Here is an 18,403-nt window from a genome sequence, read left to right on the forward strand (position 1 = left end):
CCTAGACCTGCTCGGTTCTCTTAATCCTCCTTTTTAAACCTTTATTGATATGGATGTTTAAAAAGTCCGGTTAAGATAACCTTCGCATGTCGTCGTTGCAATGCCAGTGCGGTACTCATGTAGGAAAACTACATTCCGTGTCCTCCTGGCAAATGCGCCTAGACCTGCTCGGTTCTCTTAATCCTCCTTTTTAAACCTTTATTGATATGGATGTTTAAAAAGTCTGGTCGAGATAACCTTTTATTGATATGAAAAAGCAAACTAGGAGCATAGCTTCTAGTTTGTACTTATTTAATTATTGGGGGATGAAATATGAATGTTTTAGTAATCGGCCGCGGTGGGCGTGAGCACGCTTTAGCTTGGAAGTTTGCACAATCTGCAAAAGTGAAAAAGGTATATGTAGCACCAGGTAATGAAGGTATGCGAGATGTTGCAATACCAGTTGATATTGATGAAAATGATTTTGATGCATTAGTTTTATTTGCCAAAGAGAATAATGTGGAATTAACTTTCGTTGGACCAGAAATTCCACTTATGAATGGAATTGTTGATCGTTTTAAAGAAGAGGGACTTCGCGTATTTGGTCCGAATAAAGCGGCTGCTGTTATTGAAGGTAGTAAAGCTTTTACAAAAGAGCTTATGAAAAAGTATGATATTCCAACTGCGGCGTACGAAACTTTTACAGATTATGAAGAGGCAGTACAGTACATTCAAAAAGTTGGTGCACCAATTGTTATTAAAGCTGACGGATTAGCTGCTGGTAAAGGGGTAACGGTAGCAATGACGCTTGAAGAGGCATTACAAGCTGTGAAAGAAATGCTACAAGATGTGAAGTTCGGCGCGGCAAGTAAGAAGGTTGTTATTGAAGAGTTTTTAGATGGACAAGAATTTTCATTAATGGCATTTGTAAATGGAACAACTGTACATCCGATGGTAATCGCTCAGGACCATAAACGAGCTTTTGATGCTGATAAAGGCCCAAATACAGGCGGAATGGGTGCATATTCTCCAGTACCACAAATTCCAGAATCAGCAGTTCAAGAAGCGATTCAAACCGTATTACATCCAACTGCTCAAGCAATGATCCAAGAAAATCGATTGTTTACAGGGATTTTATATGCAGGGCTTATTTTAACAAATGACGGTCCAAAGGTAATTGAATTTAATGCACGCTTTGGTGATCCTGAAACAGAAGTTGTATTACCTCGCTTAGAAAATGATTTAGTTGATGTATGTAACGCTGTATTAGATGAAAGTGAGTTAGTGTTAGAGTGGTCAGAGGAAGCAGTAATTGGTGTTGTACTTGCTTCAAAAGGATATCCAGAAGTGTATAAAAAAGGTGAAATTATTACAGGATTAGATCGTTTAGAAGATGCTATTGTCTTTCATTCAGGTACAGCGATGAAGCATGGGGATTTTGTAACAAATGGTGGCCGTGTACTATTTATTGCTTATAAAGCGAAAGACTTACAAGAAGCGAAAGATAGAGTGTATAAAGAAATCGCAAAGATTGAAAGCGATGGCTTATTTTATCGTAGTGATATAGGATATCGTGCGATTGGGCATGAGATTACGCGAAGCTAACATATGTTAGCTTCTTTTTTTATAGGAAATAGAGTATAGTACGTTGAATCTTTTCAAGAGATTATAAACTATTTGTATCTATATACACTTTTTCTCTACCTGCTTACATCTTATTTCTCCAATTAATAATAGCAGTATTGAGATAATTAACGTAAGAGCAGCGACAAGGAGTGGGAGGGAAAAACTTTGCATTTGCTCTGCAATAATACCTGTAAAGATTGGACCGATAATTTGGCCAATCCCATAAACACCTGTCGTATAACCAATGATTTTATTACTTTCATTCGGTCTTATTCGTTTTGCTTCTGTAGTTGTTAAAATTGTAATTCCGACGAATGTAGCACCTAGAAGGAATGCACTTAGAAATGCCCCAAAAAGGTTTGGAATAAGGAGTGGAGAAAGTACACTTATAATTTGTAACATATAGGCGGATGTAAGAGCTCGTGTTGGTCCGTACTTCCGAGCAACAGTGGACCAAATGTAACTAGATGGGATGACAGCAATACCGACAATAATCCAGCTACAAGATGCATAGAAGGGTGATAGTGTAATTCTTTCTACAATGGTGACAAGGAAGGTCCCTGTAATGATATAGCCAAACCCTTCGAATCCGTAAGCTAAAATAAGCCAAAATAAATAGTTTTTTCTATGAGATGTAGCTTGTATAGTACTTTTTGGTTGCTGTATAGTACGTCTACTGTCCTCTCTTAACCATTTCCATACAAGGATAGCTAAACTAAAACTAATAAGTCCTAACCCAATCCATGCACCTTGCCAATTCCAAATTGAGTTGAATAAAGGTGCGAAACTTCCAGAGAAAATAATGCCAATTCCAACACCGCTATAAATCATGCCACCTAGCATGACTTTATTACTTTGAAATAAATAATCTAAAACAATACTAGAGGCAAGAACAAATACAATTGCACTTGTGAAACCACCGATAAAGCGAAGGGGAAACCATAAAAAGATATAAGAGGTTAAGCCCATACAAAGAGTTGAAAGAACATTGAAGAATAAGCAGAGGTGTAATATTTTTTCACGATTTTTTATCGTAATGAATCCAATAAAGAATGCCCCAAGTAAATAACCAAGATAATTACTGGATGCTAAATATCCAGCGAGGTCATCTTCTATATGGGCTTGCTTTTCCATAAAAGAAATAATCGGTGTGTAGGCGAACCGACTAATACCCATGACAGCTATTAAAGAACATATCCCAGCTATAATCATTTTCCATGTTTTTGTCTCGTTCATATAATCTCCCTTCTTGAAATATCTTCTAATATATATGATAGAGGAATATATATGGGGCGTAAAATACTGATTTTTTATATGTAATATCAAAATTAATGATATGAACGAAGGGATATGAACGAATGAACTTACAAGATTTTGTAGCTTTTTATATGGTCGCGCAGGAGAAAAGTATTTCAAGAGCAGCTATTCGGTTGAATTTTGTTCAATCAAACATAACAGCAAAAATAAAACGGCTAGAAGCTGAATATGAAACACAATTATTTTATAGGCATCGAGATGGAGTTACATTAACACCAGCCGGAGAAAAGTTGTTAACATACGCTGAAAAAATGATTCAATTATTAAATGAATCAAAAAGGCAAGTGAAACATACAGCGGAGCCTGGAGGAGTATTGAAAATTGGAGCGATGGAAACAGCAGCAGCTGTTAGATTGCCCACGATTTTAGCTAATTATCATATGCGCTATCCAGAAGTGGAAATTATGTTGCAAACGCACAATACGGAAGAATTAACGAAGAAGGTACTTTTATATGAAATAGAGGGGGCATTTGTAGCTGATTGTATAGATGATCCAGCTTTAGAAAAGATAGAAGTATTCCAAGAGGAAATGATGTTACTTTCAAAGCGGAATGTTTTGTGGGATAACGGATGTTCGGAATCGCAGTCTTTTATCGTTTTTCAATCAGGTTGTTTTTATAGAAAAGTTTTAGAAGAATGGTTACTATCTGAAGGGATTGTTCCAAAAAAAATAATGGAATTAAATTCTTTAGACGGTATTATTGGATGCGTAAAAGCTGGACTTGGGGTGTCTATGTTACCACGTGAAGTAGCAGAGCAATTTGATAGCCATAAAGAACTTATTCATACACCGTTAGTACATGAAAACAGGTTTATTCCGACTTATTTTATTTATCGGAAAGATAGTGTGAGAACAGCAGCGTTAAGCAAGTTTATTGATGACTTGCTTTGTATAAAAACAGCCCGCTGAAAATTCAGTGGGCTGTTTGTTCATGCATCTTTATCTTTCTTCAATTTTCCTTTTTGCTTTGCCATTTCTCGAAGTAAATACTCGATGTGTGCATTGACGCTACGAAACTCATCATTCGCCCATTTTTCGATGACTGCGTGTAATTCAGGATCAATACGTAATGGAAAGCTTTTCTTTTTAGCCATAATTACTTATAGCCCTTAGTATAGGCTTCCTGTATTAATAACTGGTTGCGCACCTTTATCTGAAACGATGGCAACTAATAGGTTGTTTACCATATTCGCTTTACGCTCGTCATCTAATTCAAGTACGCCTTCCTCATCTAACATATGGATTGAATCCTTCGCCATCTTCACAGCACCTTCAACAATCTCTTTTCTAGCAGCTAATACCGCTTTTGCTTGTTGACGTTGTAGCATCGCATGGGCAATTTCTGTTGCATAAGCTAAATGTGTTAAACGAGTTTCTAATACTTCTACGCCAGCGATTTCAAGGCGCGCTTCTAACTCACGCTTTAATTCTTCAGAGATTTCTTCAGTATTCCCGCGTAACGTAATGCAAGTTTCATCTTGGAAATTGTCATAAGGATATTTTGTTGCGACGTGGCGGATTGCTGTTTCACTTTGAATTTCTACAAATCGATCGTAATGTTCAACACCGAACATTGCTTTTGCAGAATCAACTACTTTATATACAATAACAGCTGCAATTTCAATTGGATTTCCCTCAACATCGTTTACTTTTAATTTCTTACTATTAAAGTTTTCAACACGTAACGATACAGTTTGACGGAATGCGAATGGAATTGTTAAAAATAAACCGTTTTGACGAATTGTTCCTAAATAATTACCAAAGAACGTAATAACTTTTGCTTGATTCGGTTGAACAATACCGATACCTGTAGCGAGAATTGCCGCTAATATAATAGTTAGTGCTGCTCCTACGAAAATTTCTTGTGCAAGGAAAAATACACCGATAGCAGCTAAAATCAAAATTCCAATAATACCGAGAAAACCATTTACATAAAATACTTGTTTTTCTTTCATATGATCGCCTCCTGATATAAAAATGATATCACTTTTATATCATTTTAAGCAAGAGATATGCACCTAATTTTCTGAAATTTATTGATTGATATCTTTTATGTACATTTTAATTTTAAAAAGGGAATGTACGTTCTGTTTTTATGGTAAAATAAAGAAGACTTAACCGCCCACTGCAGCAGCTAAGTCCCTTTGAGAGCATCTTGCATCGTGACAAATGATTCAAAGCGGTTTTGCCAGGATTATTTCTTCAATCGCTGACTCAATCTCTTTGTCAGAAGCGTCATAACTTCCCTTTGACTTTGGCTTGTCATGAGCGGAAGTTTGATTCACTTCTTCTTTAGCATGTCCTTGTTCAGCAAAATTCATGCCAGGCATTTTAAATGCGCCCATATTCATGTATTTTCCAAATTTCCACGCTTCAACAATAGGGCAGAAGCGAACAATTCCCTCTGCAACTTTCATTGCACCAATCCATAGAAAAATGTTAGCCCAAGTGCACCACGGCTTGCGTACAAGTTTAGTTGCACTACATCCGAAGAGGACAAGCCCAAGTGTAATTCGAATTAGAGCGTTTATTGTCCCGATGTTTTGCTTCATTAGAAAAACACTCCTTTTTATGAAAATTGAAATAGTAAATACTACTTCTCTTATTAGTATCCCGTGTGATTTTTGGGATATGTAATCCAACATTTGACGTTGAAAAAGATGTTGGAATCGGCGTGTGTGTCAGTAGCTTTTTTTGTTATAATGAAAGAATGCATAAAAAGAAGGTGAAATTAAATCCTTCTTTTTGAAAAATATTTAATAGCTATTTTAAAAAAACAAGATAAAAACTAACTGTTATTTTAAACAGAACTATAGATATAACTAGAGAAAAGGAAGGGTGTTTTCATGTACGATATTTCCGGATGGAAACATGTATTTAAGCTTGATCCAAATAAGGAGTTAAGCGATGAATATTTAGAAATGATTTGTGAGTCTGGAACGGATGCTGTTATTGTAGGCGGAAGTGATGGAGTTACAATTGATAACGTATTACACATGCTAGTTAGCATTCGTAGATATGCAGTTCCTTGTGTATTAGAGGTTTCTGATGTAGAAGCAATTACACCAGGATTTGATTTTTATTACATCCCAAGTGTTTTAAATAGCCGAAAAGTAGAATGGGTAACAGGTGTTCATCATGAGGCATTGAAAGAATTTGGGGATATTATGGACTGGGACGAAATTTTTATGGAAGGGTATTGTGTTTTAAATCCCGAAGCGAAAGTAGCCCAGCTTACAGATGCAAAATGTGATTTAACAGAAGATGACGTTATTGCATATGCGCGTTTAGCGGACAAGTTATTACATTTACCGATATTTTATTTAGAATATAGCGGTACGTATGGAGATGTTGAACTTGTTAAAAATGTAAAAGCAGAATTGAAACAAGCCAAGTTATATTATGGCGGTGGTATTTCTAATGCAGAACAGGCGAAAGAAATGGCACAGTATGCTGATACAGTAGTCGTTGGAAATATTATTTATGATGATATAAAATCCGCATTAAAAACAGTTAAAGCAGTAAAAGGAGAGTAGGTGCAGGCGTATATGGGTATGACAGATAAGTTATTAAACGGTTTAAATCCACAGCAACAAAAAGCAGTACAAACAACGAATGGACCACTTCTACTAATGGCAGGTGCAGGTAGTGGTAAGACACGCGTGTTAACACACCGTATTGCGTATTTGCTTGGTGAAAAAGGTGTAGCACCATGGAATGTACTAGCTATTACCTTCACAAATAAAGCAGCTCGTGAAATGCGCGAGCGTATTGATAAACTTGTGGGACCAGAAGCAGAAGATATTTGGATTTCGACGTTCCACTCTATGTGTGTACGTATTTTACGACGCGATATCGATCGTATTGGTATTAATCGTAACTTTACAATCTTAGATTCAGGTGATCAGCTAACTGTAGTCAAAAAAATTATGAAAGAACGCAATATTGATCCGAAGAAATTTGAGCCGCGCTCTATTTTAGCGGGTATTAGTAATGCGAAAAATGAACTGTTATCTGCGGATAAATATGCAAAAAAAATTACAATGGCTGATCCATATGAAAAATTAACGAGCGATGTATACACAGAGTATCAAAAACGTCTTTTGAAAAATAATTCATTAGACTTTGATGATTTAATTATGACGACGATTCAGCTATTTGAACGTGTTCCAGAAGTATTAGAGTTTTATCAGCGTAAGTTCCAATATATTCATGTTGATGAGTATCAAGATACGAACAAAGCGCAATATCTTCTTGTTAAACATTTGGCAGCACGTTTTAAAAATCTTTGCGTTGTAGGTGACTCTGACCAGTCTATTTATCGCTGGCGTGGTGCAGATATTTCTAACATTTTGTCATTTGAAAAAGACTATGAGAATGCACAGGTAATTTTGTTAGAACAAAACTATCGTTCATCACAAAATATTTTAAATGCAGCGAATGCTGTTATTGAAAAAAATACGAATCGTAAACCGAAGAAATTATGGACAGACAATCAAGTTGGAAGTAAAATCTCGTATTATCGTGCTGCAACTGAAAAGGACGAAGCATATTTTGTTGCGAAAAAAATTCGTGACGATCTTCAAATGGGGAAACGAAAATACACTGATTTTGCAGTGCTATATCGTACGAATGCTCAGTCTCGTATGGTCGAGGAGATTTTCCTTAAATCTAACATTCCGTACAAAATTGTTGGGGGAACTAAGTTCTACGACCGTAAAGAGATTAAAGATATTTTGGCGTACTTACGTTTAATCGGTAATCCAGATGATGAAATTAGTTTTGCACGTATTATTAACATGCCAAAGCGTGGTATTGGTGCGACGTCTATCGATAAAATTATTAATTACGGTGTGCAAAACGGAATTTCATTAACTGCTGTATTTGATGAGATAGAGCATGTTGGAGTAAGTGCAAAAATTACAAAGGCAGTAAAAGAATTCGCAAGTTTATTACACAACTGGGTAAATATGCAAGAGTATTTATCTGTTACAGAATTAGTAGAAGAAGTTATTGAAAAAACAGGCTATCGCGATATGTTGAAAAATGAGCGTTCTTTAGAAGCGGAAGGTCGTTTAGAAAACTTAGACGAGTTCTTATCTGTTACGCAAACATTTGAATCTCAAAGTGAAGATAAGAGCCTTGTTGCATTCTTAACAGATTTAGCACTTGTTGCTGATATTGATCGTGTAGATGAAGACCCAACTGCTGGTGAAGAAGTTATTTTAATGACGATGCACTCAGCGAAAGGATTAGAGTTCCCGGTTGTCTTTATTGTTGGTTTAGAGGAAGGGATATTCCCTCATACTCGTTCTCTAATGGAAGAGGATGAAATGCAAGAAGAACGTCGTCTTGCTTATGTAGGTATTACTCGTGCAGAAGAAGAGCTATATTTATCTAATGCGCAAATGCGTACTTTATTTGGTAGAACAAGTATGAACGCTGCGTCTCGCTTCATTACAGAAATCCCGGCAGAACTAGTGGAATCATTAAATGAAACAGCGCCGAAGCGTGAAAATTCGTTTGGTGCAAAAGGCAGAACAGCAAGTAGTAGTAAAATGACAACGACAACCGCAACACGCTCTCGTTCAGCTTTCGCGCGTCCTGCAGCTAAGACGACAGGCGGTGAGCAAATTGGCTGGGCAGTAGGCGATAAAGCTTCCCACCAAAAATGGGGAATCGGTACAGTTGTAAGTGTAAAAGGTGAAGGTGATGCAAAAGAATTAGATATTGCGTTCCCAAGCCCGATTGGTGTTAAACGTTTGTTAGCAAAATTTGCACCTGTGACGAAACAATAGAAAGGAATGAGGATATGTCAAAAGAGATAGCAAAAAAACGTATAGAAGAACTGCGTGATTTGTTAAATACATTTAATTATCAATATCACGTATTAGACAATCCTTCTGTTTCTGATGCGGAATATGACCGTGATATGCAGGAGCTTATAAAATTAGAAGCAGAGAACCAAGAGTTTATGAGTGAAGATTCTCCCTCCGTTCGCGTTGGGGGAACTATTCTTGATATATTTGAAAAAGTAACACATAAGTCACCGATGTTAAGTTTAGGAAATGCATTTAACGAAGGTGATTTACGTGATTTCGACAGAAGAGTACGTCAAGGAATTGATGATGCGAATGTAAGATATATATGTGAATTAAAAATTGACGGGCTTGCCGTTTCGCTTCATTATGAAAAAGGACGCTTCATTCAAGGGGCGACACGTGGTGATGGTGTAACGGGTGAAGATATTACTCAAAATTTAAAAACGATTAAAGCTATCCCACTTCGTTTAAATGAAGAAGTAACGTTAGAAGCACGAGGCGAAGCTTATATGCCGAAGCGTTCATTCGTTAAACTAAATGAAGAAAAAGAGCAAAATGGAGAAGATGTATTTGCGAATCCGCGTAATGCAGCAGCAGGTTCAATACGTCAACTTGATCCAAAAATTGCAGCAAAGCGTAACTTATCTATGTTTGTGTATGGTCTTGCGAATGTAGAAGAAAAAACAATTCCATCGCACAGTGAATCGCTTGATTTCTTAGGTGAACTCGGATTTAAGACAAATCCAAATCGCCGTACATGTGAAACAATCGAAGAGGTTATAGCTTATGTAGAAGAATGGCAAGAAAAACGTCCGCATCTTGATTATGAGATTGATGGAATCGTTATAAAAGTAGATGATGTTGCTCTTCAAGAAAGTCTAGGAACTACAGCGAAGAGTCCAAGATGGGCGATTGCTTATAAATTCCCAGCTGAAGAAGTTGTAACGAGATTAACAGGCATTGAATTAAGTGTTGGCCGAACAGGGGTTGTAACACCGACTGCAGAGCTAGAGCCAGTGAGAGTTGCTGGTACGATTGTTCGCCGTGCTTCTCTACATAACGAAGATTTAATTCGTGAAAAAGACATTCGAATTGGTGACTACGTTGTTGTGAAGAAGGCTGGAGATATTATTCCTGAAGTTGTGAACGTTATTTTTGATAAGCGTACTGGTGAAGAAGAAGAATACCGCATGCCAACGCATTGTCCAGCATGTGAGAGTGAACTTGTTCGTTTAGAAGAAGAAGTAGCACTTCGATGTATAAATCCGACTTGTCCGGCTCAAATTCGAGAGGGATTAATCCATTTCGTTTCAAGAAATGCGATGAATATTGATGGACTTGGAGAACGTGTCATTACACAACTTTTTGATGCAGATTATATTCGTACATTTGCTGATTTATATGCATTGACGAAAGAGCAATTATTACAGTTAGAACGTTTTGGTGAAAAATCAGCAACAAACTTAATACAAGCAATTGAAAATTCTAAAGAAAACTCGCTAGAGCGATTATTATTTGGTCTTGGAATTCGCCACGTTGGAGCGAAAGCAGCACGTACATTTGCAGAGCACTTTGAAACGATGGATGAGCTTGTAAAAGCAACAGAAGAAGAACTAAAAGCAATTAATGAAATTGGCGAAAAAATGGCTCAATCTGTTGTGACATATTTTGATAATGAAGATGTATTAGAGTTATTACAGCAGTTTAAAGAGTATGGCGTGAATATGACATACAAAGGTATAAAAATTGCAGATTTACAAAATGTTGAATCTTACTTCGCAGGAAAAACGGTTGTTTTAACAGGTAAGCTAGAAGTTATGGGACGAAGTGAAGCGAAGAAGAAGATTGAGGCATTAGGTGGAAAAGTAACAGGAAGTGTTAGTAAGAGTACGGATTTGGTTGTTGCAGGTGAAGCAGCTGGTTCGAAATTAGCACAAGCGGAGAAACATAATGTTGAGGTTTGGAATGAAGAGAGGTTCTTACAAGAGCTAAATAAGTAAGAGGTGCAAACTTACCATGAAAAAAATAGCATTAGCGATATTAAGCCTGGGCCTACTTGTAAGTGGGTGTAGTGCAGGTGCCGACAAAGATGAAAAAGTGGCTGAGAAATCGGGGAAAGCAAAGGAACAATCAGTTGTTCCAAAATACGCTATTTCGGATGAATATTATAAGACGACTATTCCATTTGATGGTGGAAATGCACGTGGTTTAGTGGTACAAGGGCTAAATAGTCGTCTTGATATAGATGAATTTGAAACAGGATTAATGCGAATTGCAAAAGAATCATTTAATACGAAAGATAATTTTTTAAAAGGCGGAAGTGCTCTAGATACTCAAGTGATACAGATGCTTGTTAAAAGAAAACGTACAGATGCTGAACAAAAGGAACTAGAAGACAAATTAAAAAAAGATGCAGTTAAATTTCCTAATATAGGATTAAACCCTGCATTAGGAACGGGATCCGAATCACTAGAAGTGAAAAATAAAAAAAATCCAATATATATTTCAAATATTTTAGAGCATGATTATTATGTGAAAAAAGGCGATAATGGTGAGGAACGTGTTGGTATGGTAGTTGGATTAGCGATGAATTCTGTTCAATATTTTAACGAAGAGCATGGTTATCCACGTGAAGCTGCAATCCCGGATGAAAAGATGTTAGCTGAAGGGAAAAAAATGGCGCAAGAAATTTTGAAAGTCATACATCAAAAACAACCTGATACAAAAAATATTCCGATAACATTTGCGATTTATCGTCAAACTCCAAAGTCTTCGCTCGTGCCAGGTAATTTTGTTTCTTATGCAAATGTAGAAAAAGGTAGTGAAACGGTTGAAGATTGGAAACAAATTAATGAGAAATATTATTTGTTCCCATCAGAGCAAGCGAAAACAGATAATAAACGTGAAGATCTTGCAAGAGTATCCAACTTTAAGGCAAAACTAAGCGATTATTTCCAAGGTGACTATACAGCTGTTATTGGTACTGGTATGTATAGAGATGATGAATTAAGAGAAATGAAGCTTGATATTCCTGTCCAGTTTAATGGAAAAGCTGAAATAATTGGTTTTACACAATATGTGGCAGGGCTTGTTATGGAATACTTCCCGAATTATATGAAAGTACAAGTCACGATTAAATCTGTAGAACGCCCAGAAGCTATTATTATACGTGAAGCAAAACAAGATGAACCACTTGTGAAAATTTTAGATTAAATATGAAGGCTGTTCCTCTATGGAACAGCTTTTTTTCTTATGTAATTTTGTTATAATTTAAAATGTTGTAAATAATAGGGGTAAGGGGTAAAGTTCATGGAAGAATTAAGTTTTCAAGTCATTATTTTATTAATTGCATTCGGTTTTTTAGCAGCTTTTATTGATTCCGTTGTTGGAGGAGGAGGGTTAATTTCGCTTCCTGCGCTTATGTTTGTTGGCTTATCGCCGGCTTCGGCAATTGCAACGAATAAATTAGCGGCAACAATGGGGACGTTTACGAGTGCGATGTATTTCATTCGATCAGGAAAAGTTGATTTTAAAATTGTAGGAAAGTTAATCCCGTTAACTATTGTTGGAGCTGTTAGGTGCTTTAGTAGTAAAATTTATTCCATCGGATATTTTACGCCCATTAGTACTTGTAATGTTGGTATTTATTGCTATTTATATTATTGCAAAAAAGAATTGGGGAAGTGTGTCTACCTATAAGAAGATGACGCAAAGAAAAACATTAATATTTTTCTTTGTTATTTTAATGATAGGATTTTATGATGGATTTTTTGGACCAGGGACAGGGTCATTTTTAATTTTTGCATTTTTATTAATTGGTTTGGATTTTATTCAAGCGGCAGCATCTGGAAAACTTTTGAACTTTGTTAGTAATATTGTATCTTTAATTACTTTTTTATTTTTAGACATAATTCATTTTGAATACGGTATTATCATGGGATTATCAATGATCTTAGGTGCTTATTTGGGATCGAAGTTTGCGGTTCAAAAAGGCGTTGGATATGTAAGAACTTTATTTTTATTAGTTACTATATTATTGATCGGAAAAAATGTTTTGGAATATACTCATATTTTGTAGATTCATACGCATGTATGAATCTCTTTTTTTATTATATTTTAAAAATTTATTAATTTTTAAAATATAAGTCTAGGAATATTTGAATAAATCTAAATTATCGTGTAGAATAATGTTGTAAAATGTAAACGTTTTTCTAAGGGGAGGCTAAAAAAAATGGTAGTAGCATACAAACATGAGCCATTTACAGATTTTTCAGTGGAGGCTAACAAATTAGCGTTTGAAGAAGGTTTAAAGAAAGTAGAATCTTATCTTGGACAAGACTATCCATTAATTATTGGGGGAGAAAAAATCACTACAGAAGACAAAATTGTTTCTGTAAACCCTGCAAATAAAGAGGAACTTGTTGGTCGTGTTTCAAAAGCAAGCCGTGAGTTAGCTGAAAAAGCAATGCAAGTAGCGGATGAAACATTCCAAACTTGGAGAAAATCAAAGCCAGAAATGCGTGCAGACATTTTATTCCGTGCTGCAGCAATCGTTCGTCGCAGAAAACATGAATTCTCTGCTATTCTTGTAAAAGAAGCAGGTAAGCCATGGAATGAGGCAGATGCTGATACAGCAGAAGCAATCGACTTTATGGAATATTATGGTCGTCAAATGTTAAAATTAAAAGACGGTATTCCAGTAGAAAGCCGTCCAATTGAATATAATCGTTTCTCTTACATTCCATTAGGAGTAGGTGTTATCATTTCTCCTTGGAACTTCCCATTCGCAATTATGGCAGGTATGACAACAGCTGCTTTAGTTTCTGGTAACACAGTATTACTAAAACCAGCTAGTACAACTCCTGTAGTAGCGGCGAAATTTATGGAAGTATTAGAAGAAGCTGGCTTACCAGCTGGCGTAGTAAACTTCGTTCCAGGTAACGGTTCTGAAGTTGGTGACTACTTAGTAGATCATCCTCGTACACGTTTCGTAAGCTTCACGGGATCTCGTGATGTAGGTATCCGTATCTATGAGCGTGCAGCGAAAGTAAACCCAGGCCAAATTTGGTTAAAACGCGTTATCGCTGAAATGGGCGGTAAAGATACAATCGTTGTTGATAAAGAAGCAGATCTTGAATTAGCAGCTAAGTCTATCGTTGCATCAGCATTCGGATTCTCAGGACAAAAATGTTCTGCATGTTCTCGTGCAGTAATCCATGAAGATGTATATGATCATGTATTAAATCGTGCTGTTGAATTAACAAAAGAATTAACAGTTGCTAACCCAGCAGTATTAGGTACAAACATGGGGCCTGTTAATGACCAAGCTGCATTCGATAAAGTAATGAGCTATGTTGCAATTGGTAAAGAAGAAGGTAGAATTCTAGCAGGTGGCGAAGGGGACGATTCTAAAGGCTGGTTCATCCAACCGACAATCGTTGCTGACGTTGCAGAAGATGCTCGCTTAATGAAAGAAGAAATCTTCGGACCAGTAGTAGCATTCTGTAAAGCAAAAGACTTTGATCATGCGCTTGCAATTGCAAACAATACAGAATACGGTTTAACAGGTGCTGTTGTTACTAACAACCGTGACCATATTGAAAAAGCACGTGAAGAATTCCACGTTGGTAACTTATACTTCAACCGTGGATGTACTGGTGCAATCGTAGGTTACCAACCATTCGGTGGCTTTAACATGTCTGGTACAGACTCTAAAGCTGGTGGACCTGACTACTTAGCACTTCACATGCAAGCAAAAACTACTTCTGAAACTTTATAAGAAATAGTAGAGGAGCTCTTCACAAAATGTGAAGAGCTCCTTTTAAAATTGAAATCCCATATATTACCTTCGTTCGAAGGGGATGAGCTAAAACCTATTAATAGCGGGATAAACATGTGAACAGAAATAAAATGATGAGAAAAGTTGACTTATTAGTCATATTTTTTAGTATTCATTTTGAGAATTTCCTGTATAATACAATTTGAAAGAAAATCTATGGTTCGACAAGGAACACTCTTTTCGGTTTTGCTCACTGAAAGGAGTGTTTTTTTATGTAGCTAAAAATTCTTTCGTGCTTATTACATTTGCATATACGCCATTTAAACTAGCTAAAATTGTATTGTGAATATAAACAGCTGGTATAGTAGCGTTCTTAAAAGAAAGGTCTTTTGTAGCACAAGCATCGTGTATAACGGTACATTGAAATCCAAAATCAAATGCAGCCCTTACTGTAGCATCAATACACATATGAGTCATCATCCCGCATACGACGACATGTTCAATGTCTAAACGCTGTAATTGCTCTAGAAGATTAGTTTCTCGGAAGCTATTTGGATAATGTTTGAGTATAACTGTTTCTTCTCTAAGTGGACGGACCTTCTCATGAATATGTACACCTTCTGTATTAGGTAGGAAAAAAGTAGCGTCATCTTTTATAGCTACGTGTTGGATATGAAAAATAGGTTCGCTGTTTGTTCTAAAGTGTTGTAATAACTGATTAGCATATTCGCTTGCTTCTACTGGATTACGCAATTCCATCTTTCCATTTGGAAAATAATCGTTTTGAATATCGACGAGTAAAAGAGCTGTTTTCATATATTTATCTTCCTCCGAGTTTCATATTCAAATAAATTTATTCAATTCGTAGAGAGGATTCTCCTGTTTAAAAATATGAGGAAGAAGAATTTTACATAACTTTGAAAGTTACTATTTTCTTATGAATTTTCATCTGAAAATTTTAATAAAGGAATAATTAATATTTTTCTAAAAAATGTATTGACTCTTATTATTCTGAGTTCTATAATGAGAATTAATTAAACGACAATTAAATCGATACATTCTTATCCAGAGAGGTGGAGGGACTGGCCCTACGATACCTCAGCAACGGGTTTTTTAATACCGTGCTAACTCCAGCAAGCCATATAAAGGCTTGGAAGATGAGAAGATGTGAACGAGTACATATAAGTGCTCTCCTTCTTATCTTTATGGTTGATAAGAAGGAGAGCACTTTTTATTTTACCTCGAAAGCTCTACTTTAAGTTTTTACAGCATATAGGAGGGGGAAAAATGATTTCTTTTAACAATGTAAGTAAAGTGTATGAATCAGCTGGGCAATCTGTTCATGCGGTGGAGGATGTAACATTATCAGTTGAGAAAGGCGAAATTTTTGGCATTATCGGTTTTAGTGGCGCTGGAAAGAGTACATTATTACGCTTAGTAAATATGTTAGAGAGACCAACGGCAGGAACGATTTCAATAGATGATAAAGATATTACATCATTATCGACGAAAGAATTACGCAAACTAAGACAAAGAATCGGAATGATTTTTCAAAGCTTTAATTTATTTAATTCAAGAACAGTGTTTGGGAATATTGCTTATCCATTAAAGTTAGCGAAATTGCCAAAGAACGAGATAAAAGAACGAGTGAATGAACTGCTGAAGTTTGTAGGGTTAGAAGATAAAGCAAACTATTATCCAGAGCAGTTATCAGGGGGACAAAAGCAGCGAGTTGGCATTGCTAGAGCACTTGCGACATCGCCAGATATTCTTATATGTGATGAGGCAACATCAGCTTTAGATCCAGAAACAACGACAGAAATTCTAAACTTATTAAAGAAAGTAAATCGAGAATACAATTTAACGATTCTTCTTATTACACACGAAATGCATGTTGTGAAAGAAATTTGCCACCGTGTAGCTGTAATGGAGAAGGGAAAAGTTATTGAAGAAGGAAAACTGTTTGACGTTTTCACACAACCAAAAACAAAGACGACTCAAAACTTTGTACGTTCTGTTATTAATGATCATTTACCAGAAAGTGTTCTAGCGAAAATTCAAAATGGTGGTCAAATTTATCGTCTAACATTTACTGGTGAGGAGACAGGACAGCCGGTACTATCATATATCGCAAAAAACTATAACGTTGATGTAAATGTACTGTACGGAAATATTATTGAACTTCAAAATGTGCTATTTGGAAATCTGCTTGTAGAATTGCAAGGTGAGCAGAGGGAAATTCAAAAAGCATTACAACATCTAAGACTGCAAGTGCAGCTGAAGGAGGTAGAAGCTCATGCGAGTTGATTGGAGTATATTTTGGCCGCGCATACTAGATGCGACGGGGGATACCCTCTTAATGGTAATTGTAACCCTTATATTCGCTACAATTCTGGGTATACCTCTAGGTTTACTTTTGTATGTAACGAGAAAAGGAAACTTTTTAGAAAATAAATGGGTCTTTTCTATTCTTAACATCATAATTAATACAATTCGTCCGGTACCATTCATTATCTTTTTAGTAGCTTTAAGCCCACTAACAAGAAGTGTTATTGGAACGACGATTGGAACAGCAGCAGCAATTTTCCCGATGACGTTAGTCGCATCAATTGGTATTGCTAGAATGGTTGAAACAAATCTTGTTTCCGTTCCGAAAGGAGTAATTGAAGCAGCGCAAGCAATGGGCGCCTCGCCAATTAGAATCGTTTTTGAAATCCTTGTACCAGAAGCGTTAGCACCATTAATCTTAGGTGTCACATTTATGACAGTTGGTTTAATTGAATTTTCTGCAGTTGCTGGGCTTGTCGGTGGTGGCGGTCTTGGTGACTTGGCAATGACGTATGGTTATCAACGTTTTGATACATCAGTTATGTTCGTAACGGTTGTTTTACTTATTATTCTCGTGCAGATAGCTCAAAATTTAGGAAACTACTTTGCGAAAGTCTTGTTACGCAGATCATAAAAAGGAAAAGAGGAAAAGAAAATGAAGAAAATTTTAGCATTTGCATTATCAGCAATTGTAGGAGTCTCAGCATTAAGTGGCTGCTCAAGTGGAGACACGGGTGCAGGAGCGAAAGAAAAAGTAATTCGCGTCGGTGTAACTGGAACGGATGGAGACGCTTGGGAAATTTTGAAGAAAAAAGCTGAAAAAGAAGGGATTAAGATTAAACTGGTGGAGTTCTCTGATTATACAACTCCAAATAAAGCTTTAGCTGATGGAGATATTGAATTAAACTCATTTCAGCATATTGCTTTCTTAGAGCAATTTAAAAAAGAGCATAAGTTAGATATTACAGCTGTTGGTACAACGCAAATTGCGCCAATGGGTTTATACTCTGAAAAATATAAGAAGGCAAATGAAATTCCAGATGGTTCAGAAATTGCAATTCCAAACGATCCAACGAACCAAGCACGTGCATTAAAACTTCTTGATGCAGCTGGAGTATTAAAGCTTAAAAAAGATTTTGGCTTATTTGGAGATCCAAGCGGCATTGCTGAAAATCCGAAGAAGTTAAAAATCACGCCGGTTATCGCACAGCAAACACCTCGTGTGTTAAAAGATGTAGCGGCATCAGTTATTAATAACGGTGTTGCTGGTCAAGCTGGATTAGATCCAGCGAAGGATCCTATTTTCTTAGAAGATCCAAAGAATGAAAATGCGAAGCCTTATATTAATATTTTCGCAGCTCGTACGAAAGATAAAGATGATCCAACACTGAAAAAAGTAATTGAATTGTATCATTCAAAAGAAGTAACAGATGCAATTAAGAAAGAAACGAATGATGGTTCAATTTCAGTTGATCTTTCACTTGAGGAGCTTGAAAAAATCGTAAAATAATGATTGGGTTTAATGGACTAACAGAAGGAACCCCTCCGCT

The 18,403-nt window shown here is 36.3% G+C and carries 15 protein-coding genes, 1 pseudogene and 1 riboswitch; of the genes and pseudogenes, 11 read left to right on the forward strand and 5 right to left on the reverse strand.

Going from position 1 to position 18,403, the window contains the following annotated elements; all coding sequences use genetic code 11:
* The first annotated feature begins 312 nt into the window (after nucleotides 1-312).
* Nucleotides 313-1,584: a phosphoribosylamine--glycine ligase gene (purD, locus tag ACODS7_RS20825; RefSeq protein WP_029441467.1), complete on the forward strand. Its 1,272-nt coding sequence runs from the start codon at nucleotides 313-315 to the stop codon at nucleotides 1,582-1,584.
* A gap of 78 nt (nucleotides 1,585-1,662) precedes the next feature.
* Here the strand turns inward: purD and ACODS7_RS20830 are convergent, their stop codons facing one another.
* Complete coding sequence (locus tag ACODS7_RS20830; protein WP_029441468.1) at nucleotides 1,663-2,841, reverse strand: YbfB/YjiJ family MFS transporter; 1,179 nt, start codon at nucleotides 2,839-2,841, stop codon at nucleotides 1,663-1,665.
* Between the two features lie 122 nt (nucleotides 2,842-2,963).
* Here ACODS7_RS20830 and ACODS7_RS20835 point away from each other — a divergent pair, with 122 nt between their 5' ends.
* Nucleotides 2,964-3,833 (forward strand): LysR family transcriptional regulator, encoded by an 870-nt coding sequence (locus ACODS7_RS20835; RefSeq protein ID WP_029441469.1) that lies wholly within the window; start codon nucleotides 2,964-2,966, stop codon nucleotides 3,831-3,833.
* A 20-nt stretch (nucleotides 3,834-3,853) separates the two neighbouring features.
* On the opposite strand, the gene ACODS7_RS20840 is transcribed toward ACODS7_RS20835, so the two are convergent.
* The 3 genes from ACODS7_RS20840 to ACODS7_RS20850 all read right to left on the reverse strand — a co-directional run bounded on the left by ACODS7_RS20840 (nucleotide 3,854) and on the right by ACODS7_RS20850 (nucleotide 5,476).
* Nucleotides 3,854-4,018, reverse strand: a complete 165-nt coding sequence (locus tag ACODS7_RS20840) for a type II toxin-antitoxin system antitoxin (RefSeq protein WP_001085171.1) — start codon at nucleotides 4,016-4,018, stop codon at nucleotides 3,854-3,856.
* Between the two features lie 15 nt (nucleotides 4,019-4,033).
* Nucleotides 4,034-4,879, reverse strand: coding sequence for an SPFH domain-containing protein (locus ACODS7_RS20845; protein ID WP_000660675.1), 846 nt, complete (start codon nucleotides 4,877-4,879; stop codon nucleotides 4,034-4,036).
* 219 nt (nucleotides 4,880-5,098) lie between these two features.
* Nucleotides 5,099-5,476 (reverse strand): YgaP family membrane protein, encoded by a 378-nt coding sequence (locus ACODS7_RS20850; protein ID WP_016083731.1) that lies wholly within the window; start codon nucleotides 5,474-5,476, stop codon nucleotides 5,099-5,101.
* Nucleotides 5,477-5,770: 294 nt separating this feature from the next.
* Here ACODS7_RS20850 and pcrB point away from each other — a divergent pair, with 294 nt between their 5' ends.
* The 6 genes and pseudogenes from pcrB (at nucleotide 5,771) to pruA (ending at nucleotide 14,525) form a co-directional block, all read left to right on the forward strand.
* Nucleotides 5,771-6,460, forward strand: coding sequence for a heptaprenylglyceryl phosphate synthase (pcrB, locus tag ACODS7_RS20855; protein ID WP_000272109.1), 690 nt, complete (start codon nucleotides 5,771-5,773; stop codon nucleotides 6,458-6,460).
* A 12-nt stretch (nucleotides 6,461-6,472) separates the two neighbouring features.
* The gene (gene pcrA / locus ACODS7_RS20860; RefSeq protein WP_029441470.1) at nucleotides 6,473-8,722 is read left to right on the forward strand and encodes a DNA helicase PcrA; all 2,250 of its coding nucleotides are present in this window, start codon (nucleotides 6,473-6,475) and stop codon (nucleotides 8,720-8,722) included.
* 14 nt (nucleotides 8,723-8,736) lie between these two features.
* Complete coding sequence (gene ligA / locus ACODS7_RS20865; protein WP_016083729.1) at nucleotides 8,737-10,746, forward strand: NAD-dependent DNA ligase LigA; 2,010 nt, start codon at nucleotides 8,737-8,739, stop codon at nucleotides 10,744-10,746.
* A 16-nt stretch (nucleotides 10,747-10,762) separates the two neighbouring features.
* Nucleotides 10,763-11,959 (forward strand): CamS family sex pheromone protein, encoded by a 1,197-nt coding sequence (locus ACODS7_RS20870; RefSeq protein ID WP_016083728.1) that lies wholly within the window; start codon nucleotides 10,763-10,765, stop codon nucleotides 11,957-11,959.
* 96 nt (nucleotides 11,960-12,055) lie between these two features.
* Nucleotides 12,056-12,824, forward strand: a pseudogene (locus ACODS7_RS20875) (TSUP family transporter).
* Nucleotides 12,825-12,977: 153 nt separating this feature from the next.
* Nucleotides 12,978-14,525: an L-glutamate gamma-semialdehyde dehydrogenase gene (pruA, locus tag ACODS7_RS20880; protein ID WP_000259556.1), complete on the forward strand. Its 1,548-nt coding sequence runs from the start codon at nucleotides 12,978-12,980 to the stop codon at nucleotides 14,523-14,525.
* A 270-nt stretch (nucleotides 14,526-14,795) separates the two neighbouring features.
* Here pruA and ACODS7_RS20885 read toward each other — a convergent pair whose 3' ends face one another.
* Nucleotides 14,796-15,341, reverse strand: coding sequence for a cysteine hydrolase family protein (locus ACODS7_RS20885; protein ID WP_016083727.1), 546 nt, complete (start codon nucleotides 15,339-15,341; stop codon nucleotides 14,796-14,798).
* Between the two features lie 242 nt (nucleotides 15,342-15,583).
* Nucleotides 15,584-15,689, forward strand: a riboswitch (SAM riboswitch).
* 123 nt (nucleotides 15,690-15,812) lie between these two features.
* Between ACODS7_RS20885 and ACODS7_RS20890 the strand changes: the two genes are divergently transcribed.
* The 3 genes from ACODS7_RS20890 to ACODS7_RS20900 are packed head-to-tail and all read left to right on the forward strand — an operon-like array spanning nucleotide 15,813 to nucleotide 18,363.
* Nucleotides 15,813-16,832: a methionine ABC transporter ATP-binding protein gene (locus ACODS7_RS20890; RefSeq protein ID WP_029441471.1), complete on the forward strand. Its 1,020-nt coding sequence runs from the start codon at nucleotides 15,813-15,815 to the stop codon at nucleotides 16,830-16,832.
* Nucleotides 16,822-17,487: a methionine ABC transporter permease gene (locus tag ACODS7_RS20895; RefSeq protein ID WP_001261865.1), complete on the forward strand. Its 666-nt coding sequence runs from the start codon at nucleotides 16,822-16,824 to the stop codon at nucleotides 17,485-17,487. The genes ACODS7_RS20890 and ACODS7_RS20895 overlap by 11 nt, the downstream gene beginning before the upstream one ends.
* A 21-nt stretch (nucleotides 17,488-17,508) precedes the next feature.
* Nucleotides 17,509-18,363 carry a MetQ/NlpA family ABC transporter substrate-binding protein gene (locus ACODS7_RS20900; protein ID WP_029441472.1) on the forward strand — a complete coding sequence of 285 codons (855 nt, stop codon included), beginning with the start codon at nucleotides 17,509-17,511 and terminating at the stop codon, nucleotides 18,361-18,363.
* The last annotated feature ends 40 nt before the right edge of the window (nucleotides 18,364-18,403 follow it).

The sequence above is a fragment of the Bacillus sp. FG16 genome (genome assembly GCF_057809515.1).

Bases quoted from the DNA above. Each gene is read 5' to 3' on its own strand.
- ACODS7_RS20830 (WP_029441468.1), bottom strand. From the start codon at position 2,841: ATGAACGAGACAAAAACATGGAAAATGATTATAGCTGGGATATGTTCT.
- ligA (WP_016083729.1), top strand. From the start codon at position 8,737: ATGTCAAAAGAGATAGCAAAAAAACGTATAGAAGAACTGCGTGATTTG.
- ACODS7_RS20850 (WP_016083731.1), bottom strand. From the start codon at position 5,476: ATGAAGCAAAACATCGGGACAATAAACGCTCTAATTCGAATTACACTT.
- pcrA (WP_029441470.1), top strand. From the start codon at position 6,473: ATGGGTATGACAGATAAGTTATTAAACGGTTTAAATCCACAGCAACAA.
- ACODS7_RS20840 (WP_001085171.1), bottom strand. From the start codon at position 4,018: ATGGCTAAAAAGAAAAGCTTTCCATTACGTATTGATCCTGAATTACAC.
- ACODS7_RS20895 (WP_001261865.1), top strand. From the start codon at position 16,822: ATGCGAGTTGATTGGAGTATATTTTGGCCGCGCATACTAGATGCGACG.
- ACODS7_RS20870 (WP_016083728.1), top strand. From the start codon at position 10,763: ATGAAAAAAATAGCATTAGCGATATTAAGCCTGGGCCTACTTGTAAGT.
- pruA (WP_000259556.1), top strand. From the start codon at position 12,978: ATGGTAGTAGCATACAAACATGAGCCATTTACAGATTTTTCAGTGGAG.
- pcrB (WP_000272109.1), top strand. From the start codon at position 5,771: ATGTACGATATTTCCGGATGGAAACATGTATTTAAGCTTGATCCAAAT.
- purD (WP_029441467.1), top strand. From the start codon at position 313: ATGAATGTTTTAGTAATCGGCCGCGGTGGGCGTGAGCACGCTTTAGCT.
- ACODS7_RS20900 (WP_029441472.1), top strand. From the start codon at position 17,509: ATGAAGAAAATTTTAGCATTTGCATTATCAGCAATTGTAGGAGTCTCA.
- ACODS7_RS20835 (WP_029441469.1), top strand. From the start codon at position 2,964: ATGAACTTACAAGATTTTGTAGCTTTTTATATGGTCGCGCAGGAGAAA.
- ACODS7_RS20885 (WP_016083727.1), bottom strand. From the start codon at position 15,341: ATGAAAACAGCTCTTTTACTCGTCGATATTCAAAACGATTATTTTCCA.
- ACODS7_RS20890 (WP_029441471.1), top strand. From the start codon at position 15,813: ATGATTTCTTTTAACAATGTAAGTAAAGTGTATGAATCAGCTGGGCAA.
- ACODS7_RS20845 (WP_000660675.1), bottom strand. From the start codon at position 4,879: ATGAAAGAAAAACAAGTATTTTATGTAAATGGTTTTCTCGGTATTATT.